The sequence below is a fragment of the Enterocloster lavalensis genome (genome assembly GCF_046603895.1).
Lineage (GTDB): Bacteria > Bacillota > Clostridia > Lachnospirales > Lachnospiraceae > Enterocloster > Enterocloster lavalensis.
The window spans coordinates 130,660-147,306 of sequence record NZ_CP176637.1; the positions used below are offsets into that span (position 1 = coordinate 130,660).

The following is a 16,647-nucleotide window of genomic DNA, read 5'->3' on the forward strand; positions in this document are numbered from 1 at the left end:
GCCCGTCGCCATGGTCTTTGGGATTTTCCTTAAACTTCCTTAAATATTCCTTACACGGAAAACAGGCCGCCGTTTACCAGTATAACACAAATCGGAAAAAAGTTTAAAAAAATCTTGACTTATAATGCATTCTGTGTAAGAATATGACGAGGCACAAATCAGTGCCATATCTGGCTGGACCGGCTATCGCACTGGTGCGTCTACCATTATTTCCAAAAACCATAAAAATACATAAAGAAGGAGAACCCCATGAGACATTTATTGAACCCTCTTGACTTCTCTGCGGAAGAAATCGACGACCTTCTGGCGCTGGCGCGGGACATCGAGGGAAATCTTCCCGGATATTCCCACGTGTGTGACGGCAAAAAGCTGGCCACACTTTTTTACGAGCCCAGCACCAGAACGCGCCTGAGCTTTGAAGCGGCTATGCTGAATCTGGGCGGCAGCGTGTTAGGCTTTGCCTCCGCCACCTCCAGCTCCGCCGCCAAGGGCGAGAGCGTTGCCGACACCATCCGCATGATCTCCTGCTATGCCGATATCTGCGCCATGCGCCACCCCAAGGAAGGCGCCGCGTACGTGGCAGCGCAGAAGGCCAGTATCCCGGTGATCAACGCGGGCGACGGCGGTCATCAGCACCCCACTCAGACGCTGACCGACTTAATGACAATCTGCTCCTTACAGGGCCGCCTGGACAACCTGACCATCGGACTGTGCGGCGACTTAAAGTTCGGGCGCACCGTTCACTCCTTAATCAACGCCATGGTCCGCTATCCGGGCGTCAAGTTCATCCTGATCTCCCCTGAGGAGCTGCGTATCCCGGACAGCATCCGCGAGGACGTGCTGGAAGCCAACAATATCCCCTTTGAGGAGGTGGGCAGCCTGGACGACGCCATCGGCTCCCTGGACATCCTCTACATGACCCGCGTTCAGAAGGAGCGCTTCTTCAACGAGGAGGACTACATCCGCCTGAAGGACTGCTACATCCTGGACAAGAAGAAAATGAAACTGGCCAAGAAGAACATGTACGTGCTTCATCCCCTTCCCCGTGTCAACGAGATCTCCGTGGAGGTGGACGACGACCCGAGAGCCGCCTACTTTAAACAGGCCCAGTACGGCGTATATGTGCGTATGGCACTGATCATGACATTACTGGAGGTGAAAAAGCCATGTTAAACATCAGCGGACTGAAGGAAGGCATCGTGCTGGACCACATCGAGGCCGGCAAGAGCCTGGATATCTACTATCACCTGGGTTTAGACAAGCTGGAATGCCAGGTGGCCATCATCAAGAATGCCCGCAGCAACAAGATGGGCCGCAAGGACATCATCAAGATCGAGGGCGGGCTGGACGTTGTGGATCTGGACATGCTGGGCTACATTGACCACAACATCACGGTCAACATTATCCGGGACGACCGCATCGTCGAGAAAAAAGCCCTGAAGCTGCCCAAGAAGATCGTCAATGTGATTCACTGCAAGAATCCGCGCTGCATCACCTCCATCGAGCAGGAGCTTCCCCACATCTTCTATCTGGCGGATGAAAAAAGCGAGACTTACCGCTGCCAATACTGTGAAGAAAAGTACAGCGAATACAAATAAATATCTCAATGGGTTAAAAAACACACCGCCGGGACGCGCCCGCGGTGTGTTTTTGTCTGTGAAGCGATTGGTTGCGGCTTATTTGGCGGGCACGATCTCGATCCAGTAGCCGTCCGGATCGGAGATAAAATAGATGCCCATGGAGGGATTCTCAAAGCAGATGCAGCCCATGACCTCATGGTGGCTGTGAACCGCCTCATAGTCGTCCACGTGGAACGCCAGGTGGAACTCGCACTCTCCCAGATTGTAGGGCTCCGTGCGGTCCTTAAGCCAGGTCAGCTCCAGGGTGAAATCGCTGACGCCGTCCCCCAGATAGACCAGCTTGAAGGAGCCGTCGGACGCCGTTTTCTCCCGCACCGGCTCCAGACCCAGGGCCTCCTTATAAAAGGACAGGCTCTTCTCCAGATCCAGCACATTAAAATTGAAATGATTAAATTTTACCATCGCATAAACCTCCTTCTGCGGGCAGCAGACCGCGGGATACCGCCAGTGAACGTTCTCCGCGCCGCCCCTTTTTGATAGTACGGATGAGGGTATTATAAGTACGCGGACCGCAAAAGTCAATCCTTTTTCGCCCGCCTGACAGCGTTTGACAGAGTTCCGGGCAAATAGGCGTGGGACGGATGCAAACGGCACGGGAGTTTGACAGTTAAATTTCCAAAAAAGTCTTACAGGCCGCAAGTAGCCTATATTTTTTTGTCAAAAATATTTTCTTAAATACTGGTAATATTTGGTAATATATGGTATGATAGCATTGGAGGTGCATTTCAATGCGAGTAACTACTTCAAAGTCTAAAAATTCAGAGTCTTTTTATATCACCAGGTCTTATGTGGGCGCTAACGGCAAGACTACCTCTACCACAGTCCGCAAGCTCGGTTCATTAAAATATCTTTCCGATATGTTGGGAACTGATAGAGATGGGGTCATGGTCTGGGCAAAGGAACAGGCCAGGATCGAAACTGAGAATTACAACAAAGAGACGCAAGACCAGGCCGTCCTGATTCCATTTCACTGCAACCAGTTGTTGGATTACGGACAAAAGTCCCTTTTCGAAGGCGGATATCTTTTTCTCCAGTCCGTTTACTACCAGCTTAGACTCGATTATGTCTGCAAAAAAATCCGGGGCAGGCACAGGTTTGATTATGACCTTAATGCCATCCTTTCCGACCTGGTCTATGCCAGGATGCTGGATCCCCAGAGTAAAAGTTCCTCTTTCAAAGCGGTCCAGAATTATCTGGAAGCTCCCTCTTATAAGCTTCACGACGTATACCGCTCCCTTAGTGTGTTGGCTCAGGAGTGCGATTTCATCCAGGCAGAAGCATACAAAAACAGCCACTTTCTTGGTAAACGGAATGACGGTATTCTTTATTACGACTGCACAAACTATTACTTTGAAATCGAGCAGGAAGATGGATTTAAAAAGTATGGAAAAAGCAAGGAGCACCGTCCCAATCCGATTGTCCAGATGGGATTGTTCATGGATGGGAACGGTATCCCCCTGGCATTCTCGTTATTCCCGGGGAATCAGAATGAGCAGACTTCCTTGAAACCTTTAGAACAAAAGATTTTAGATGATTTTGGCTGCGATCAGTTCATCTTCTGCAGCGATGCCGGTCTTGCCTCAGAAACGAACCGGGAGTTCAACCACCGTGGAAAGAGGGCTTTTATCGTCACCCAATCCATAAAAAAACTCCCCGCCGAGGAACGGGAACGGGCATTGGATAAACAGCATTTCCGAAGGCTTTCTGACCACAAACTTGTCGATATCACAAATCTTATGGAAGAAGATGAGGGGGAGCTGTTTTATAAGGAGGAGCCCTATACGACCAAGAAACTACACCAGCGTTTGATTATTACTTACTCCCCTAAATATGCGGCCTATCAAAAATCAATTCGGGAAAAGCAGGAAGAACGGGCCGTCAGGATGATCGTCGATGGAAAATATAAAAAAGAACGCCGCAATCCGAACGACCCTGCCCGTTTCATCAGTAAGACTGCGGTAACGAATTCTGGTGAAAAAGCTGAAGTCTACTATCATCTCGATCAGGAGAAGATAGAGGAAGAAGCACGGTATGATGGTCTCTACGCAGTATGTACGGATCTAATGGATGACGAACCGGGAGACATTATAAAAGTGAGTGAAGGCCGCTGGCAGATCGAAGCATGTTTCCGTATTATGAAGACCGATTTTTCTGCCCGTCCGGTATATGTGCAACGAGAGGACCGCATAAAAGCACACTTTTTGATCTGTTTTCTGTCGCTTTTGATCTACCGCCTACTTGAACAGAAGCTCGGAAATAACTACACTTGCACGAACATCCTGGAGACGCTGAAAAGCATGAACTTTGATAATATCGAGGATCAGGGCTTCAAACCAGTGTATGAGAGGACTAAATTGACAGATGACCTGCATGAGATCAGCGGCTTTCGGACAGACTACCGCTTTATTACCAAAAGTAAGATGAGAGAGATCCAGAAAAAAAGCAAGGGAAGGGAATAAATTACCATACTCCAGGAATTGAACAAAGTGCCTTCGGCACTCTCAACTCCCCTGCCCCTCACTCATGAGGGGTTTTAGGGGATTTCCTTTTTTGCTGCTTTATTGTAAAATGTTCTTATGCATAAGAACATCCTCCAAACTATTTTTTCTGACCACTTTGAATATATCCAATATGTTATTCGACCTGATAAAAATGTTTTGGATAACATCAACCGGATGATCCTCTGCCATGATCCTTCTTATGGCGGAGCTTTCTTTGGCTGTCCTCATTGTGGTAACCTTAAATTTGTTCCCTTTTCCTGTAAAAGCCGGTTCTGTCCCTCATGCGGCAACGTCTATAACCAGAAACGTGCTTTTCGTATGTCTTGTAAACTCGTTTCCTGTATCCACAGACACTGTGTCTTTACCATTCCTGAGGAACTGCGCATCTTCTTTCTTAAGGACCACTCACTCCTTAACTGCCTGTTCCATTCTGTCAGGGATGTCGTCCTACGCATGTTCTTCAAGATGAATAAGTCCGAACTCTTTACTCCTGGTTTTATCTGCGTCCTTCATACCTTCGGTAGAGATTTAAAGTGGAATCCTCACATCCATGCCCTGATTTCGGAAGGCGGTGCTGGCAACATTACTCCCTGGCGACCCAATCCCCATTTTGATTATGATTTCCTGCGCCTGGCTTTTCGGAAAGTCCTTTTGGATCAGCTCTCTCTTAAACTGGGACCGCCTTTTAAGAAGCTTAAAAATCAAATCTACAAAGACCATCCCGAAGGCTTTTATGTGAGAGCCAAACCTAATTTGTGTTCTCCTGATATCACCATTAAATACATCAGCAGATACCTTGGACGGCCTGTCATTGCCACTTCCAGGATGGATGCCTATGACGGGGATTCTGTGACGTTCCATTATCAGCGACATGAGGACCATAAAACGATCACAGAATGCATCCCCGCCATTGACTTTATCAAACGCCTGATCCTGCATATCCCTGACAAGCATTTTAAAATGGTCCGCTACTACGGCATTTATGCAAAGCACCACAAACAGGAAAAAAATCTCCGGAAATGTTTATCCAAGCAGAAGCAGCATTATCTTTCTAAGCTCCTAGATTGGCGGAATTTGATTCTTCTGACCTTTGGCTATGATCCGCTCAGATGCCCGGAGTGTGGCACTTCTATGTTGGTTTTAGAAGTTTACCACAAAAAAACTGCACTATTTGAACGCTATCGAAAGGTTATGGGATATGGATAGTTCCATATGCCCTATTCTTTCTCTACCGTCAGATAGTGCAGCCTAAACCAAAAACAAAAAATACATAGACAACGTCATGGCGAAGTCACACCTTCGCTCTTTTGCTATGCCTTTTTTATTTCCAATCTATTATACACTATCTTCGCTGATTTGAGAAGTTTCCTATAAAGCAAAGAAAGTGCTGTAACCCTAGTATTTCCAAGGACTACAGCACTTTTTTAACTCTTTAACTGTCAAAGATGGGATTATAAGTACGCGGACTGCAAAAGTCAATCCTTTTTCGCCCGCCTGACAGCGTTTGACAGAGTTCCGGGCAAATAGGCGTGGGACGGATGCAAACGGCAAATCATGGTGGAAATATTTCCCGAATAATGTTATAATTAAGGGAATGCAGTGCTTGTCCTTACCGGGTGTCCGGCGGGGCAAATGCTCTGCGTTTTGTAATATGACACTGGAAGGTATCGGATCACTATGACAAGACGGGAAAAGACAGCCGCTCTCGTGGCAGCGGCTCTGACAATCGCGGTAACGCTGTATTCGGCGTGGAAGCTGGTGGGTACGGGCGTGCTGTCCTGGCACGCGGCTCAGCCGGATTTTTACTCCATGGCATTGGAGACCGCGGCGGTCTGGCTGATTCTGTTCCTGTTCTTTTTTTGTGCCAAAAACAGCCTGACGGCCTGGTTTGGTGCGGCGGTTCTCTGCGCGGTGTTCTGCTGGCTCCATGTGATTTTTCTGCCCATGGCCTTTGCCGGAGCGTACACCGTGTACCTGATCCTGGCCGGAAGATGGTTTAACCGGACCGTGCTGAGACAGAACCTCGGCCTGTGCTGGGACTATCTTATGGGCGGCGCCCTGACAATCACCGTCTTCTGCCTGCTGTCCCTGGCGCAGCTCGGCAGCATCCACAACCTGCGCCTCTGGGTGGCGGCCAGCGGACTCTGCCTGCTGATGTGGGCCGGAGTACTCCTGCGCGATTTTCTGACGGCTCCGGCTGCGCCCCCCATGCGCGGATGGCTCTCCGGCGCGGGCGCTCCCCAACCGTCCGACGCTCCCAGCTGCAGCCGCTCCCATCCCAGAAGCTCCGCCATGCTTGCGGCCATTCTGGCCCTGCTTCTGCTCCAGGCAGGCCGGATGAACCTGGCGGTGGATTTCGACAGCATCTGGTACGGCGTCCGCTCCCACGTGATGCTCAACAGCGGCAACGGCATCTATGAAAATCTGGGTACCCTGGGCGTTGTCTACACCTATCCCAAGGGCTGGGAGGTGTTGGGCCTGCCCCTGGCGGGCCTGCCCTCCTACAGCTTTTCCATCTCCATGAACCTGTGGATGGGCGCGCTGACGCTGTTCGCCGCCTATGAGACGGCCCGCCTGTGCCTGAAGCCCAGACTGGCCCTGTGGCTGCCCTTTCTCATGGTCTCCGTTCCGGGCATCATGAACATGGCGGACACGGCCAAGCCGGACATGGTGACGCTGTTCTGCCAGCTGCTGATGATCCAGGGCGTGCTGCGCTTCACAGAGGAGCGCCGGACCGGGTGGCTGGCCGCTGCCCTGGCAGCCGGGGGCGTCAGCCTGATCATGAAGCCCACTGCGGTGGTCTTTTCCACAGCGGTGGCGGGGATCAGCGTTCTGTGGCTGTTGGCCCGCCGCAAACCGTTTGACAAGCCGGGACATCCCAAAGAAATGCGTGTCTGGCTCATTTTGCTCCCCTCTGTCACCGCTCTGATCGGAATCTGGGGGCGCACCATGAAGCTGGTGGGCGTGCCGGTCACCTCTGTTTTTTATGGGCTTTTCCAAAAACTGGGTTTTGAAATCAAATACCCGTTTTACGCCGCCGGCCTCTCTCCGGCCGGTAAGCATATGCCCCAGGGGGAACGACTGCTTTTCCTGGCCAAACGCCTTTACCGCATCCTCCTGAATCCCCAGGGACACGACATGGCCCATGTGCTGATCGCCTGGGGCGCTGTGCTGCCGGTGGTATTTCTGGTCTTAAGGGCCTGCCTGGGAGGAGCCGGAAAAACTTCCCGCAAACCCGGGACGGCACAGGCGCTTCCCCTCTCCTATCTCACCTGGCTCCTGATGGCCATGTCCTTCATCAACCTGGTCAGCCTCTACTCTCTGTCCCAGGTGGACGGGAACTACTACATGCTTTACTACGTCCTGATTCTTCTGACCGGCCTGTGCTGGCTGGACGGAAAGGGCCCCGTCTGCCGGAAGGCCGCCCTGGCCCTTCTGATCCCGGCATGGGGCTATGGAGTCCTGCTCTGCGGCCTGACCAACTGGGCCTGGACCATCGGAAACGGCGGCCTTCATCCGGTCAACAGCGGCTATTACTCCCATATTCAGGAGGCACAGGAAAAGCGGACCGCCCAGGGCAGCGGCACCATCTGGAATATTCTGGCCGCCAACCCCAGCCACCGCGTGATCGCGCTCGGCGATCTCCCGGACGTGCTGACCTTCCCCTGCTGGGTGCAGTCCTACGTGGACGTGTCCGGTTACTGGGGCAATCCCCAGGTGGTGAGCAGCGCCCCGGCCTTCCTGGAATATCTGCAGTTTGCAGACGTGGATTACATCTATATGGAACGGGGTTACGTCTGCTCAGGCGTGCGCATCTACGATATCATTCGCACCCTGATCGAGGAGGGTCATCTGTACAATGTCTGCGAGGAGGGCGGAAACCTGATCATCAGCGTGCAGAAGGGCGATCCGCAGCCTGAGATCACCGCAGAGCACGATTTGGAAGTATTTGACAATCTGTACATTCAACACCCTTAAGCGCGCCCGTTTTTCGGATCAAAAATGCAGCCGGACCGCAGAGTGACCATTCGTCACCTGCAGTCCGGCTGCATTTTATACACTCACGTTTGGATGTAGGCGCGCCGGAAACGGCGCGGCCGCGGGCGCAATACTCAGCGGATCGCCTCCATGCCGCCCATGTAGGGGCGGAGCGCTTCGGGAATTCTCACGCTGCCGTCCGCCTGCAGATTGTTCTCCAGGAACGCAATCAGCATGCGGGGCGGAGCAACCACGGTGTTGTTCAGGGTGTGGGCCAGGTATTTGCCGCCGTCCTCGCCCTGGACGCGTATCTTTAAGCGCCGGGCCTGGGCGTCGCCCAAATTGGAGCAGCTGCCCACCTCAAAATATTTCTTCTGTCTGGGAGACCAGGCCTCCACGTCCACAGACTTCACCTTCAGGTCCGCCAGATCGCCGGAGCAGCACTCCAGGGTGCGCACCGGGATGTCCAGGCTGCGGAACAGGTCCACCGTGTTCTTCCACAGCTTCTCATACCACATGGGGCTCTCTTCCGGCGTGCAGACCACGATCATCTCCTGCTTCTCGAACTGGTGGATGCGGTAAACGCCGCGCTCCTCCAGGCCGTGGGCGCCCTTCTCCTTGCGGAAACAGGGGGAATAGCTGGTCAGAGTCAGCGGCAGCTTGCTCTCCGGCGTGATGGTGTCGATAAACTTGCCGATCATGGAGTGCTCGCTGGTGCCGATCAGGTATAAGTCCTCGCCCTCGATCTTGTACATCATGGCGTCCATCTCAGCGAAGCTCATAACGCCGGTCACCACGTTGCTGCGGATCATAAAGGGAGGCACGCAGTAGGTAAAGCCGCGGTTGATCATAAAGTCGCGGGCGTAGGAAATCACAGCGGAGTGCAGTCTGGCGATATCCCCCATCAGGTAGTAGAAGCCGTTGCCCGCAACCTTTCTGGCGGCGTCCAAGTCGATGCCGTTAAAACGCTCCATAATCTCGGTGTGGTAGGGAATCTCGAAATCCGGAACCACCGGCTCGCCGAAGCGCTCCACCTCCACGTTCTCGCTGTCGTCCTTGCCGATGGGCACGCTGGGATCGATGATATTGGGGATGGTCATCATGATCTTGGTGATCTTCTCGGACAGCTCGCTCTCCAGGGCCTGCAGCTCGCTTAAACGGTCGGAGTTGGCGCTCACCTGCTGCTTCACGGCCTCAGCCTCCTCCTTCTTGCCCTGGCCCATGAGCTGGCCGATCTGCTTGGACAGCTTGTTGCGGCTGGCCCGAAGGTCGTCGGCCTCCTTCTGGGTGGCGCGGCTTTTGGCGTCCAGCTCAATCACCTCGTCCACCAGAGGCAGCTTGCTGTCCTGGAATTTATTTTTAATGTTCTGCTTGACGATATCCGGGTTTTCTCTGACAAACTTTAAATCTAACATGGTTTTCCTCCTGTATTTCACTGGAGACCGCTTCAAACGCGCTCCAATGTTACTTTCATAACACTGTTTATGAGTATATAACATTTTTCCTGGAAAAAAAAGCCCCTTTTACCGATTTTCCCCGGAATTCTGCGATTTTATTCCCATAAAAACAGCGGAGCAGACAGGACCGCGCCGGGCCGCTCGGTCAGCGGATTCTGGTCAGCCGGTCCATCAACTCCTCAAAGCACACTCCGTTCTCCACCGGAATCTCGAGCTCCTCGGACTTGCGGATGCAATCCCGGACAAAGGAGGAGGCCAGGCGCACGGCCCGCTCCAGCGGGAAGCCCCGGACAAAGGCAGCGCTGACCACGGAGGCGAACACATCCCCGGTGCCCGGCCGCTCCCGGCCCACCCGTTTGGTGCGGCAGATCACGGGCTCCCGCCCCTGCTCCGCCACGTAATTGGCCAGATAAACACCCTGGGAGATGCCCGTGATCACCACGGAGCGCGCGCCCAGGCTGCGGATATCCTCCGCCAGAGCATCCAGCTCCCGGATGGTCCAGCCCTCCCTGCGGTAGGGGCGGTCCGTGAGAATACAGGCCTCGGTCAGGTTGGGCGTCACCACGTCGCCCAGCCCCACCAGCCTGCGCATACCCTCGCACATGGGCTCGGTGTAGGTGGCGTACTTTTTGCCGTTGTCCCCCATAATGGGGTCCACCACCACCTTGGTCTCAGGACCCTTGAATCGGCCGATCATATCCTCAACAATGCGGATCTGCTCCACGGAACCGAGAAACCCGCTGACGATACCGTCGAATTCCAGGCCCAGCTCCCCCCATTTTTCCAGGTAAGCGGGAAGCTTGGCCGTGTAATCGTCAAAGAAATAGACCGGGAAGCCGGTGTGGTTGCTCAGAATTGAGGTGGGCACCGGGCAGCACTGGACCTTCATTGCCGATAAAATGGGAACAGCCACTGTCAGAGAACAGCGGCCATATCCCGATAGATCATTGATCATTGCAACTTTTTTCTGGTGAAATTGACTCATAGCTGGGAATCTCCTGCTTATTTCATTTTCGCGAACATGCCGTTTTTGACCAGGGCGCTTCGCAGCGGCATATAGATTACCACGGAGGCCACAGCTGAGGTCACGGCGTTGATGGAGGTGGACGCGATATTCCACTTTAAGATCAGCTCCGCCGCCGGTTTGCCCAGGATCAGCAGCTTGTAGTAGTAGCCCAGCAGCGGATCAAAGATCACATTGAACAGCAGTCCGCTGACCGCCGCGGCAATCACCCAGCGCAATATGCGGGCCCTGTCCGTGATCTGGTTGATCTTTCCCATGTGATGGGCCACAAAGCCGGTGATAAAACCGATGCAGAACTTTAAAATAAAGGTTTTGGGCGCGTACACCACATAGATGGGATCCATCAGGTCGCCGATGGTCATGCCGATGGCGCCGCCCACTCCGCCGTAGGTGCCGCCGATCAGCAGCGCCCCGAGCACACAAACCGCGTTGCCTAAGTGAATGGAGGTGGCGTCCCCGCCCGGCAGGGTGATCTTGATCTGCAGGAAGGTAAACACCACGTAGGACAGGGCCGCGAACAGGCCGGTCAGGGCGATTTTATAGTTGCGGCCCGCGGCCGCCTCATGGTTTGACACATGTACGCTGGTTGCTTTCATAATCTGAACTCTCCTCTTTTTCCGTTCCCGCAGAGAGGGCTTTAAAAGGCTTTTGGCCGCGGTGTAAACCACAGCCGGTCAAACCGCTCTCTGCTGCTGTTCCTTATCCTATCACGGAAGTGGAGTGTTATAAATAACCAGTTTGTGCTTTTTTGACCAGTCCAGCAGCAGGGTAAGAACCTGCCGCCGGGCGGGGCCGCCTGTTTCTGCGCGAGGCTCTGACGCCCCGGTTTCTGCCGCCGGGCTGGGACCGCCTGTTTCTGCGCGACCCCTTGACGCCTCCGCTTCTGCCGCCGGGCCGGACCCGCTATTTCCACCGCCGGTCTCAGTCGTGGGACTCCACGCAGATCAGCACCCCGTCCGTGAATGTGATCCGCCCGGTCTCCCCGGTCAGCTCGTTGCTGATACACAGGCTGGTTCCGATCTCGATATCCTTCTCAAACAGCGGGTACTTGAAGCCCTCCAGGGTGATCCCGTTCACCTGCTCCGTCAGGGGTAAAAAGGAAATGTATTTGCCCCACAGGGCGCTGCGCTTGAACTCGTGCTCCCCGTCGATCAGATAAATCCGGTTCTGGGGATCGGCGAGCCAGGCGTGGATGCCCTTCTGAAGGCATGGAAACAGCAGGTGGATATTGCCCAGCATGTGGTCGATCCGCCCCCCGGTGGCCCCCAGCACGGCGATCTCGCCGCTGCCGATGGCCTGGGCCTTTTGCAGGGCCAGCTCCGTGTCCGTCTCGTCCTTCTCCGGCTGATGCACGTCCCACACAATGTGTTCCATGCGCCGGTATCGCTCCAGAATCTCCGGCTTTACAGTGTCAAAGTCCCCGACGATCAGATCGGGCACCAGCCCAAGGGCCGCGGCCCGCTCCAGACCGGCGTCCACGGCGATCACCTTGTCAAACCGTTCATTTTCTAAAAAAGACCCGGCGAAATCCAGGTCAATGGTTCCGCCGGTGATAATCAGACATCGTCTCATCTCTCATATTCCTTAAAAATATTCATAAATGTCTCCACATTGGCCTTCACGTCGCCGCCGAACACAGCGGAACCCGCCACCAGCACGTTGGCTCCCGCCTCGATGAGCGGGCGGATGGTGTCGCGGTTGACGCCGCCGTCCACCTGGATATCCGTGGATAAGCCCTTGCGGTCAAAGTATTGGCGCAGCGCGCGGACCTTGTCCAGCGTGTAGGGGATAAACTTCTGTCCGCCGAAGCCCGGGTTCACCGACATCACTAACACCATGTCCACCTGGTCCAGCACGCACTCCAGTGTGCTCACCGGCGTGGCCGGGTTTAAGGCGACTCCCGCTTTGGCCCCCGAGGCCTTGATCTGGCCGATCACGCGGTCCAGATGGGTGCAGGCTTCCTGGTGAACCGTGATGATGTCCGCCCCGGCTGCCCGGATGCTCTCCACATAGCGGCCCGGATCCTCCACCATCATATGAACGTCAAACACCAGGTCCGTGTAGCCCCTCAGGGAGGCGATCACCGGCATCCCGAAAGAAATGCTGGGGACAAAGGCCCCGTCCATCACGTCCAGATGAAGGTAAGACGCACCGCCCTCCCGGGCTTTCGCGGTATCCTCTGCAAGTTTTCCAAAGTCTGCGGCCAGCACAGACGGCGCTAAAATGTACATGTCTAGTATCTCCTTTTATTTTTCAGCTCCTGGTACATCAGGAGGTAATTGTCGTAGCGGCTCCTGGCCAGCTTTCCCTGGCTTAAGGCTTCCTTCACACCGCAGACCTTCTCGCCCACGTGGACGCAGCCCAGGAACTTACAGCCCTCCTCGAAGGCGGCGAATTCCGGGAAATATTCCTTGAGCTCCCCGGCCTCCAGATCCTCCACATACATGGAGCTGAACCCCGGGGTGTCCATCATGAAGGTGTCCTCCCCGATGTGAAACAGCTGGGAGTGGCGGGTGGTGTGTTTGCCCCGCTCGATCTTGCGGCTGATATCCCCGGTCTCCATGGCGGCATCCGGGTGCAGCTCGTTGGTCAGGGAGGATTTCCCCACCCCGGAGGGCCCGGCCAGAACCGTGGTTTTGCCCTGCAGCCACTCCCGGACCCGGTCCAGACCCCGCTTGTCGACGGTGCTGATAAATTCCACCTCGTAGCCCGCCTGGCGGTAAATCTGACCGTACTGCTCCATCAGATCCCCTTCGCACAGATCCACCTTGTTAAAACAGATCACCACCGGCACCTGCTGGCGCTCCATCATTACCAGGAAGCGGTCCAGAAGGTTTAAATTGGGCGCCGGATGGGTGATGGAAAACACCACCATAGCCTGGTCCACATTGGCCGCCGCGGGGCGCACCAGAGCGTTTTTCCGCGGCAGAATGCGGTCGATGTTGCCGGTGAGCTCCTCCTCGTCCAGCACGGAGAACTCCACGTCGTCCCCAACCAGGGGCTTTATTTTTTTGTTGCGGAAAACGCCCTTGGCCTTGCACTCATACAGCCGGCTCTTTCCGTCGTGCACATAGTAAAATCCTGCAATTCCTTTGATAATCTTTCCGGTCATATGCGAACTACTCCACTGGGAAAAACGATACGGGGTAGGACTGGATCACAGTGTTGTTCGTCACGTCCACCACCTCCACCTCGCCGGTGTCCACGCCCCAGTATCCCTTGATTCTGGAGATGGAAACGGGAATGGTCTGGCTGCCCGCAATGGTGCGGGCCTCGATCAGTGTCTCGTATTTGTCCTCATTGTTGACGCGCTGCTTTAAGCGGACCGCAACTCTTAAGCTGCTGGTCTGGGACGCCGGGCCGATGTAATTGCTCAGGTTGCAGGTGGTGTCGATGGAGCTGAGGTAGTATTTCCCTCCGTTCTCCTCCACAGACTCCCCTACTGCGCCGCTGCTCACCACAAAATTGACCGGGGAGCCCTTTGGCAGAATCGTGCCGTCCATCTCGGACTGGGTGATCACCACCCCGGGCGGAACCGTATCGCTGGGTTCGGTGGTAACCTCGCCCGGCTGCAATCCCACCGCGGCCAGCATAGCGAGAGCCGCCTCCTGGGGCTGCCCCACCAGATGGGGCACCTGGCCCTCCACGGTTTTTGGGCCCTGGCTGACAAACAGCTCCACGCTGTCGCCCACCTTGGCCTCCTCCGGCTGGTAGCGGATCACCGTGTCTTTGGGCACGGCGTCGTTGTATTCCGGTTTCAGCTCAGCGGTCAGGCCCTTCTCCTCCAACAGCGTTTTCGCCGCGGCGCCGGTCAGACTGGTCAGGTTCAGCGCGGCTAAGTCCACCCGGTCGCTGCCCTTGCTGATGGTGACGCCCACGGTGGCCCACTTTTTGACCACGCTGCCGGAGTCAAACTCCTGGGCCATCACCTGGCCCGGGTCGTAATTGTCCGAATACTCGGAACCGGTTACCCGCATCACCAGGGACTCTTCCTTCAGCCTGGCCTCCGCCATGTCCTGGGGCATGCCAAGCACGCTGGGCACGTAGACCTGGTCGTTGGTGATGGTCACCTCCGGAGCCGGTCCCTCCGTGACCACGGACTCCTTGGTGGGCCGGACGCCGCTGCCCAGGTTGAACAGTCCGCCCAGCCTTGAAAACACGAACACCACCACCGCCACAATGATGATGGCGGCCACGATGCCGAATATGGTCACGATGCGCTCAAACTGGCGGCTGACATCGTCATTTCTGCTCTTTTTATCCGCCTCCGAGGGCTTGCGGTGCCCTTTTACAGGGCGGCTTCTGCGGTGAGGCTCCCGCTTCTCACCCTCTCCCGCCTGTCCGGCCGGTTCCTCCTGGGAATCCGCCTTCTTACTGATCTGGCGGCTGCCCTCCTGGATTTTTGCCATCTCCTCAGGGCTCATGGTCTTGGTCTGACCCATCTCGTCCACCGGCCCGTCTGCGGCGGGCACAAGGTCGCTGTCCGGGTTTAAAATAGCCTTGTGCAGGTCCGAGATCACCTCCGCCACACTGGAATACCGGCGGCCCGGCTCCTTCTGGATGCATTTCAGAATGATCTGCTCCATGGCCCGGCCCGTCTCCGGGTTCAGCTCTCCCGGCGGAGTCACCGGTTCCTGAATGTGCGCCATAGCCACGGCCACGGAGGTGTCGCCCTGGAAGGGAACCTGGCCGGTGACCATCTCGTACATGGTGATTCCGAAGGAATAGATGTCGCTGCGCGCGTCGCAGGCCAGACCCTTGGCCTGCTCCGGCGCGATATAGTGGACCGAGCCCACCGCCAGCGCCCCTGCCGTCTGGGCGGAGACCGCCCGGGCGATGCCAAAGTCCGCCACCTTCACCTTGCCGTCCCGGCTGATGATGATGTTCTGGGGTTTGATATCCCGATGGATGATGTGGTTCTCATGGGCGGCCGCGATGCCCTTGGCCACCTGGAGCGCCACGCCGATGGCTTCCTTGGTCTCCATTCTGCCCTTTTTCTCAATGTACTGCTTGAGGGTGATCCCGTCCACCAGCTCCATCACAATATAGTGCAGCTCCCCCTCGTCCACAACGTCGTAGACGTTGACAATGTTGGGGTTGGACAGGCGGGCCGCTGCCTGGGCCTCCATCTTGAACTTCTTCACAAAGGTGTCGTCGGAGGTGAACTCCTCCTTCAGCACCTTGATGGCCACCAGGCGGTTTAAGGTGTGGCACTGGGCCTTATATACGTCGGACATACCCCCGGACCCGATGCGGTCCAGAATCTCGTAACGGTCCTGCAAAAATGTTCCAATGCTTAAGCTCATGTGGTCACCCCGCTTTCCAGGGGCTTCACCAGCACCACCGCAATGTTGTCATTCCCGCCGCGGCGGTTGGCCTCGGCGATCAGGGCGGAGGCCTTCTCCCTCATGGTGCCCGGCCCGGAAACGATGCGGCAGATGTCCCGGTCCTCCACCATGTTGGTCAGGCCGTCGGAGCAGAGTAAGAAGTAATCCCCCGGCTCCAGGTCCACCTCAAAGAAATCCGTGTCCACGGTCTCGCTGATGCCCATGGCCCGGGTGATGATGTTCTTCTGCCGGTTGTAGGCGCTGCTGTCCCGCTCCATCTGGCCCATGGCCACCATCTCCTCCACATAGGAGTGGTCCCGGGTCACCTGATGGATCAGGCTGCCGTGGATCAGGTACAGGCGGCTGTCCCCCACGTTCGCCACGTAGAGAATGTTGTCCTCCACCACCCCGGCCACCAGGGTGCAGCCCATGCCGTAAAACTCCTCCTGGCTTAAGGACTCCTTGTAAAGGCCGCGGTTCACCTGGTCGATAGCGTTTTTCAGCTGGCCCACCACGCCGGTTCCCCTGTGTTTGTTCAGATAGATCACCAGGTTCTCCACCATGTAGCGGGAAGCGTAGTCCCCCGCCCGGTGGCCGCCCATGCCGTCCGCGACCAAAAAGAGGTTGGGCAGAGTGCCCACCGGTTCCGGGGAGGCGTAAATGTAATCCTGATTCATGGCGCGGACCCTTCCCACGTCGGTCAATGCGTAGCTTTCCATG

General features: G+C 55.6%; 14 protein-coding genes and 1 pseudogene. 6 read left to right on the top strand and 9 right to left on the bottom strand.

The window, feature by feature from the left end:
* Positions 1-249: 249 nt before the first annotated feature.
* Together pyrB and ACK2JC_RS00675 are read left to right on the top strand one after the other, a co-directional pair.
* Complete coding sequence (pyrB, locus tag ACK2JC_RS00670; protein ID WP_368271462.1) at positions 250-1,173, top strand: aspartate carbamoyltransferase; 924 nt, start codon at positions 250-252, stop codon at positions 1,171-1,173.
* Entirely contained in the window at positions 1,167-1,598 is a 432-nt protein-coding gene (locus ACK2JC_RS00675) for an aspartate carbamoyltransferase regulatory subunit (RefSeq protein ID WP_007717986.1), read from the top strand. The genes pyrB and ACK2JC_RS00675 overlap by 7 nt, the downstream gene beginning before the upstream one ends.
* 78 nt (positions 1,599-1,676) lie before the next feature.
* Here the strand turns inward: ACK2JC_RS00675 and ACK2JC_RS00680 are convergent, their stop codons facing one another.
* Complete coding sequence (locus tag ACK2JC_RS00680) at positions 1,677-2,042, bottom strand: VOC family protein (protein WP_320938526.1); 366 nt, start codon at positions 2,040-2,042, stop codon at positions 1,677-1,679.
* A gap of 326 nt (positions 2,043-2,368) precedes the next feature.
* Here ACK2JC_RS00680 and ACK2JC_RS00685 point away from each other — a divergent pair, with 326 nt between their 5' ends.
* The 4 genes and pseudogenes from ACK2JC_RS00685 (at position 2,369) to ACK2JC_RS00700 (ending at position 8,119) form a co-directional block, all read left to right on the top strand.
* Positions 2,369-4,099, top strand: coding sequence for an IS1634 family transposase (locus ACK2JC_RS00685; RefSeq protein ID WP_411338322.1), 1,731 nt, complete (start codon positions 2,369-2,371; stop codon positions 4,097-4,099).
* Positions 4,100-4,216: 117 nt separating this feature from the next.
* Positions 4,217-4,450, top strand: a pseudogene (locus ACK2JC_RS00690) (transposase zinc-binding domain-containing protein); the annotation flags it as partial.
* Between the two features lie 144 nt (positions 4,451-4,594).
* Positions 4,595-5,347 carry a transposase gene (locus tag ACK2JC_RS00695; protein ID WP_368275016.1) on the top strand — a complete coding sequence of 251 codons (753 nt, stop codon included), beginning with the start codon at positions 4,595-4,597 and terminating at the stop codon, positions 5,345-5,347.
* 471 nt (positions 5,348-5,818) lie between these two features.
* Positions 5,819-8,119, top strand: a complete 2,301-nt coding sequence (locus tag ACK2JC_RS00700) for a glycosyltransferase family 39 protein (RefSeq protein WP_320937003.1) — start codon at positions 5,819-5,821, stop codon at positions 8,117-8,119.
* Between the two features lie 134 nt (positions 8,120-8,253).
* On the opposite strand, the gene serS is transcribed toward ACK2JC_RS00700, so the two are convergent.
* The 8 genes from serS to ACK2JC_RS00740 form a co-directional block, all read right to left on the bottom strand.
* Positions 8,254-9,534 (bottom strand): serine--tRNA ligase, encoded by a 1,281-nt coding sequence (gene serS / locus ACK2JC_RS00705; protein ID WP_227169017.1) that lies wholly within the window; start codon positions 9,532-9,534, stop codon positions 8,254-8,256.
* Positions 9,535-9,721: 187 nt separating this feature from the next.
* On the bottom strand, positions 9,722-10,561 hold the full coding sequence (locus ACK2JC_RS00710; protein ID WP_092360455.1) for a pyridoxamine kinase: 840 nt from the start codon (positions 10,559-10,561) through the stop codon (positions 9,722-9,724).
* A gap of 17 nt (positions 10,562-10,578) precedes the next feature.
* Positions 10,579-11,196 (bottom strand): ECF transporter S component, encoded by a 618-nt coding sequence (locus ACK2JC_RS00715; RefSeq protein WP_092360454.1) that lies wholly within the window; start codon positions 11,194-11,196, stop codon positions 10,579-10,581.
* Between the two features lie 325 nt (positions 11,197-11,521).
* Positions 11,522-12,172 (bottom strand): thiamine diphosphokinase, encoded by a 651-nt coding sequence (locus ACK2JC_RS00720; protein ID WP_092360453.1) that lies wholly within the window; start codon positions 12,170-12,172, stop codon positions 11,522-11,524.
* Positions 12,169-12,831: a ribulose-phosphate 3-epimerase gene (rpe, locus tag ACK2JC_RS00725; RefSeq protein ID WP_092360452.1), complete on the bottom strand. Its 663-nt coding sequence runs from the start codon at positions 12,829-12,831 to the stop codon at positions 12,169-12,171. The genes ACK2JC_RS00720 and rpe overlap by 4 nt, the downstream gene beginning before the upstream one ends.
* Before the next feature lie 2 nt (positions 12,832-12,833).
* The gene (gene rsgA / locus ACK2JC_RS00730) at positions 12,834-13,712 is read right to left on the bottom strand and encodes a ribosome small subunit-dependent GTPase A (RefSeq protein ID WP_368270975.1); all 879 of its coding nucleotides are present in this window, start codon (positions 13,710-13,712) and stop codon (positions 12,834-12,836) included.
* Positions 13,713-13,719: 7 nt separating this feature from the next.
* Positions 13,720-15,906 (bottom strand): Stk1 family PASTA domain-containing Ser/Thr kinase, encoded by a 2,187-nt coding sequence (pknB, locus tag ACK2JC_RS00735; protein WP_320937004.1) that lies wholly within the window; start codon positions 15,904-15,906, stop codon positions 13,720-13,722.
* Complete coding sequence (locus tag ACK2JC_RS00740; protein WP_092360449.1) at positions 15,903-16,646, bottom strand: Stp1/IreP family PP2C-type Ser/Thr phosphatase; 744 nt, start codon at positions 16,644-16,646, stop codon at positions 15,903-15,905. Before ACK2JC_RS00740 ends, pknB begins: the two co-directional genes overlap by 4 nt.
* Position 16,647: the final 1 nt, after the last annotated feature.

Coding starts and splice junctions, on each gene's coding strand:
- pyrB (WP_368271462.1), top strand. CDS start 250: ATGAGACATTTATTGAACCCTCTTGACTTCTCTGCGGAAGAAATCGAC.
- ACK2JC_RS00675 (WP_007717986.1), top strand. CDS start 1,167: ATGTTAAACATCAGCGGACTGAAGGAAGGCATCGTGCTGGACCACATC.
- ACK2JC_RS00680 (WP_320938526.1), bottom strand. CDS start 2,042: ATGGTAAAATTTAATCATTTCAATTTTAATGTGCTGGATCTGGAGAAG.
- ACK2JC_RS00685 (WP_411338322.1), top strand. CDS start 2,369: ATGCGAGTAACTACTTCAAAGTCTAAAAATTCAGAGTCTTTTTATATC.
- ACK2JC_RS00695 (WP_368275016.1), top strand. CDS start 4,595: ATGTTCTTCAAGATGAATAAGTCCGAACTCTTTACTCCTGGTTTTATC.
- ACK2JC_RS00700 (WP_320937003.1), top strand. CDS start 5,819: ATGACAAGACGGGAAAAGACAGCCGCTCTCGTGGCAGCGGCTCTGACA.
- serS (WP_227169017.1), bottom strand. CDS start 9,534: ATGTTAGATTTAAAGTTTGTCAGAGAAAACCCGGATATCGTCAAGCAG.
- ACK2JC_RS00710 (WP_092360455.1), bottom strand. CDS start 10,561: ATGAGTCAATTTCACCAGAAAAAAGTTGCAATGATCAATGATCTATCG.
- ACK2JC_RS00715 (WP_092360454.1), bottom strand. CDS start 11,196: ATGAAAGCAACCAGCGTACATGTGTCAAACCATGAGGCGGCCGCGGGC.
- ACK2JC_RS00720 (WP_092360453.1), bottom strand. CDS start 12,172: ATGAGACGATGTCTGATTATCACCGGCGGAACCATTGACCTGGATTTC.
- rpe (WP_092360452.1), bottom strand. CDS start 12,831: ATGTACATTTTAGCGCCGTCTGTGCTGGCCGCAGACTTTGGAAAACTT.
- rsgA (WP_368270975.1), bottom strand. CDS start 13,712: ATGACCGGAAAGATTATCAAAGGAATTGCAGGATTTTACTATGTGCAC.
- pknB (WP_320937004.1), bottom strand. CDS start 15,906: ATGAGCTTAAGCATTGGAACATTTTTGCAGGACCGTTACGAGATTCTG.
- ACK2JC_RS00740 (WP_092360449.1), bottom strand. CDS start 16,646: ATGGAAAGCTACGCATTGACCGACGTGGGAAGGGTCCGCGCCATGAAT.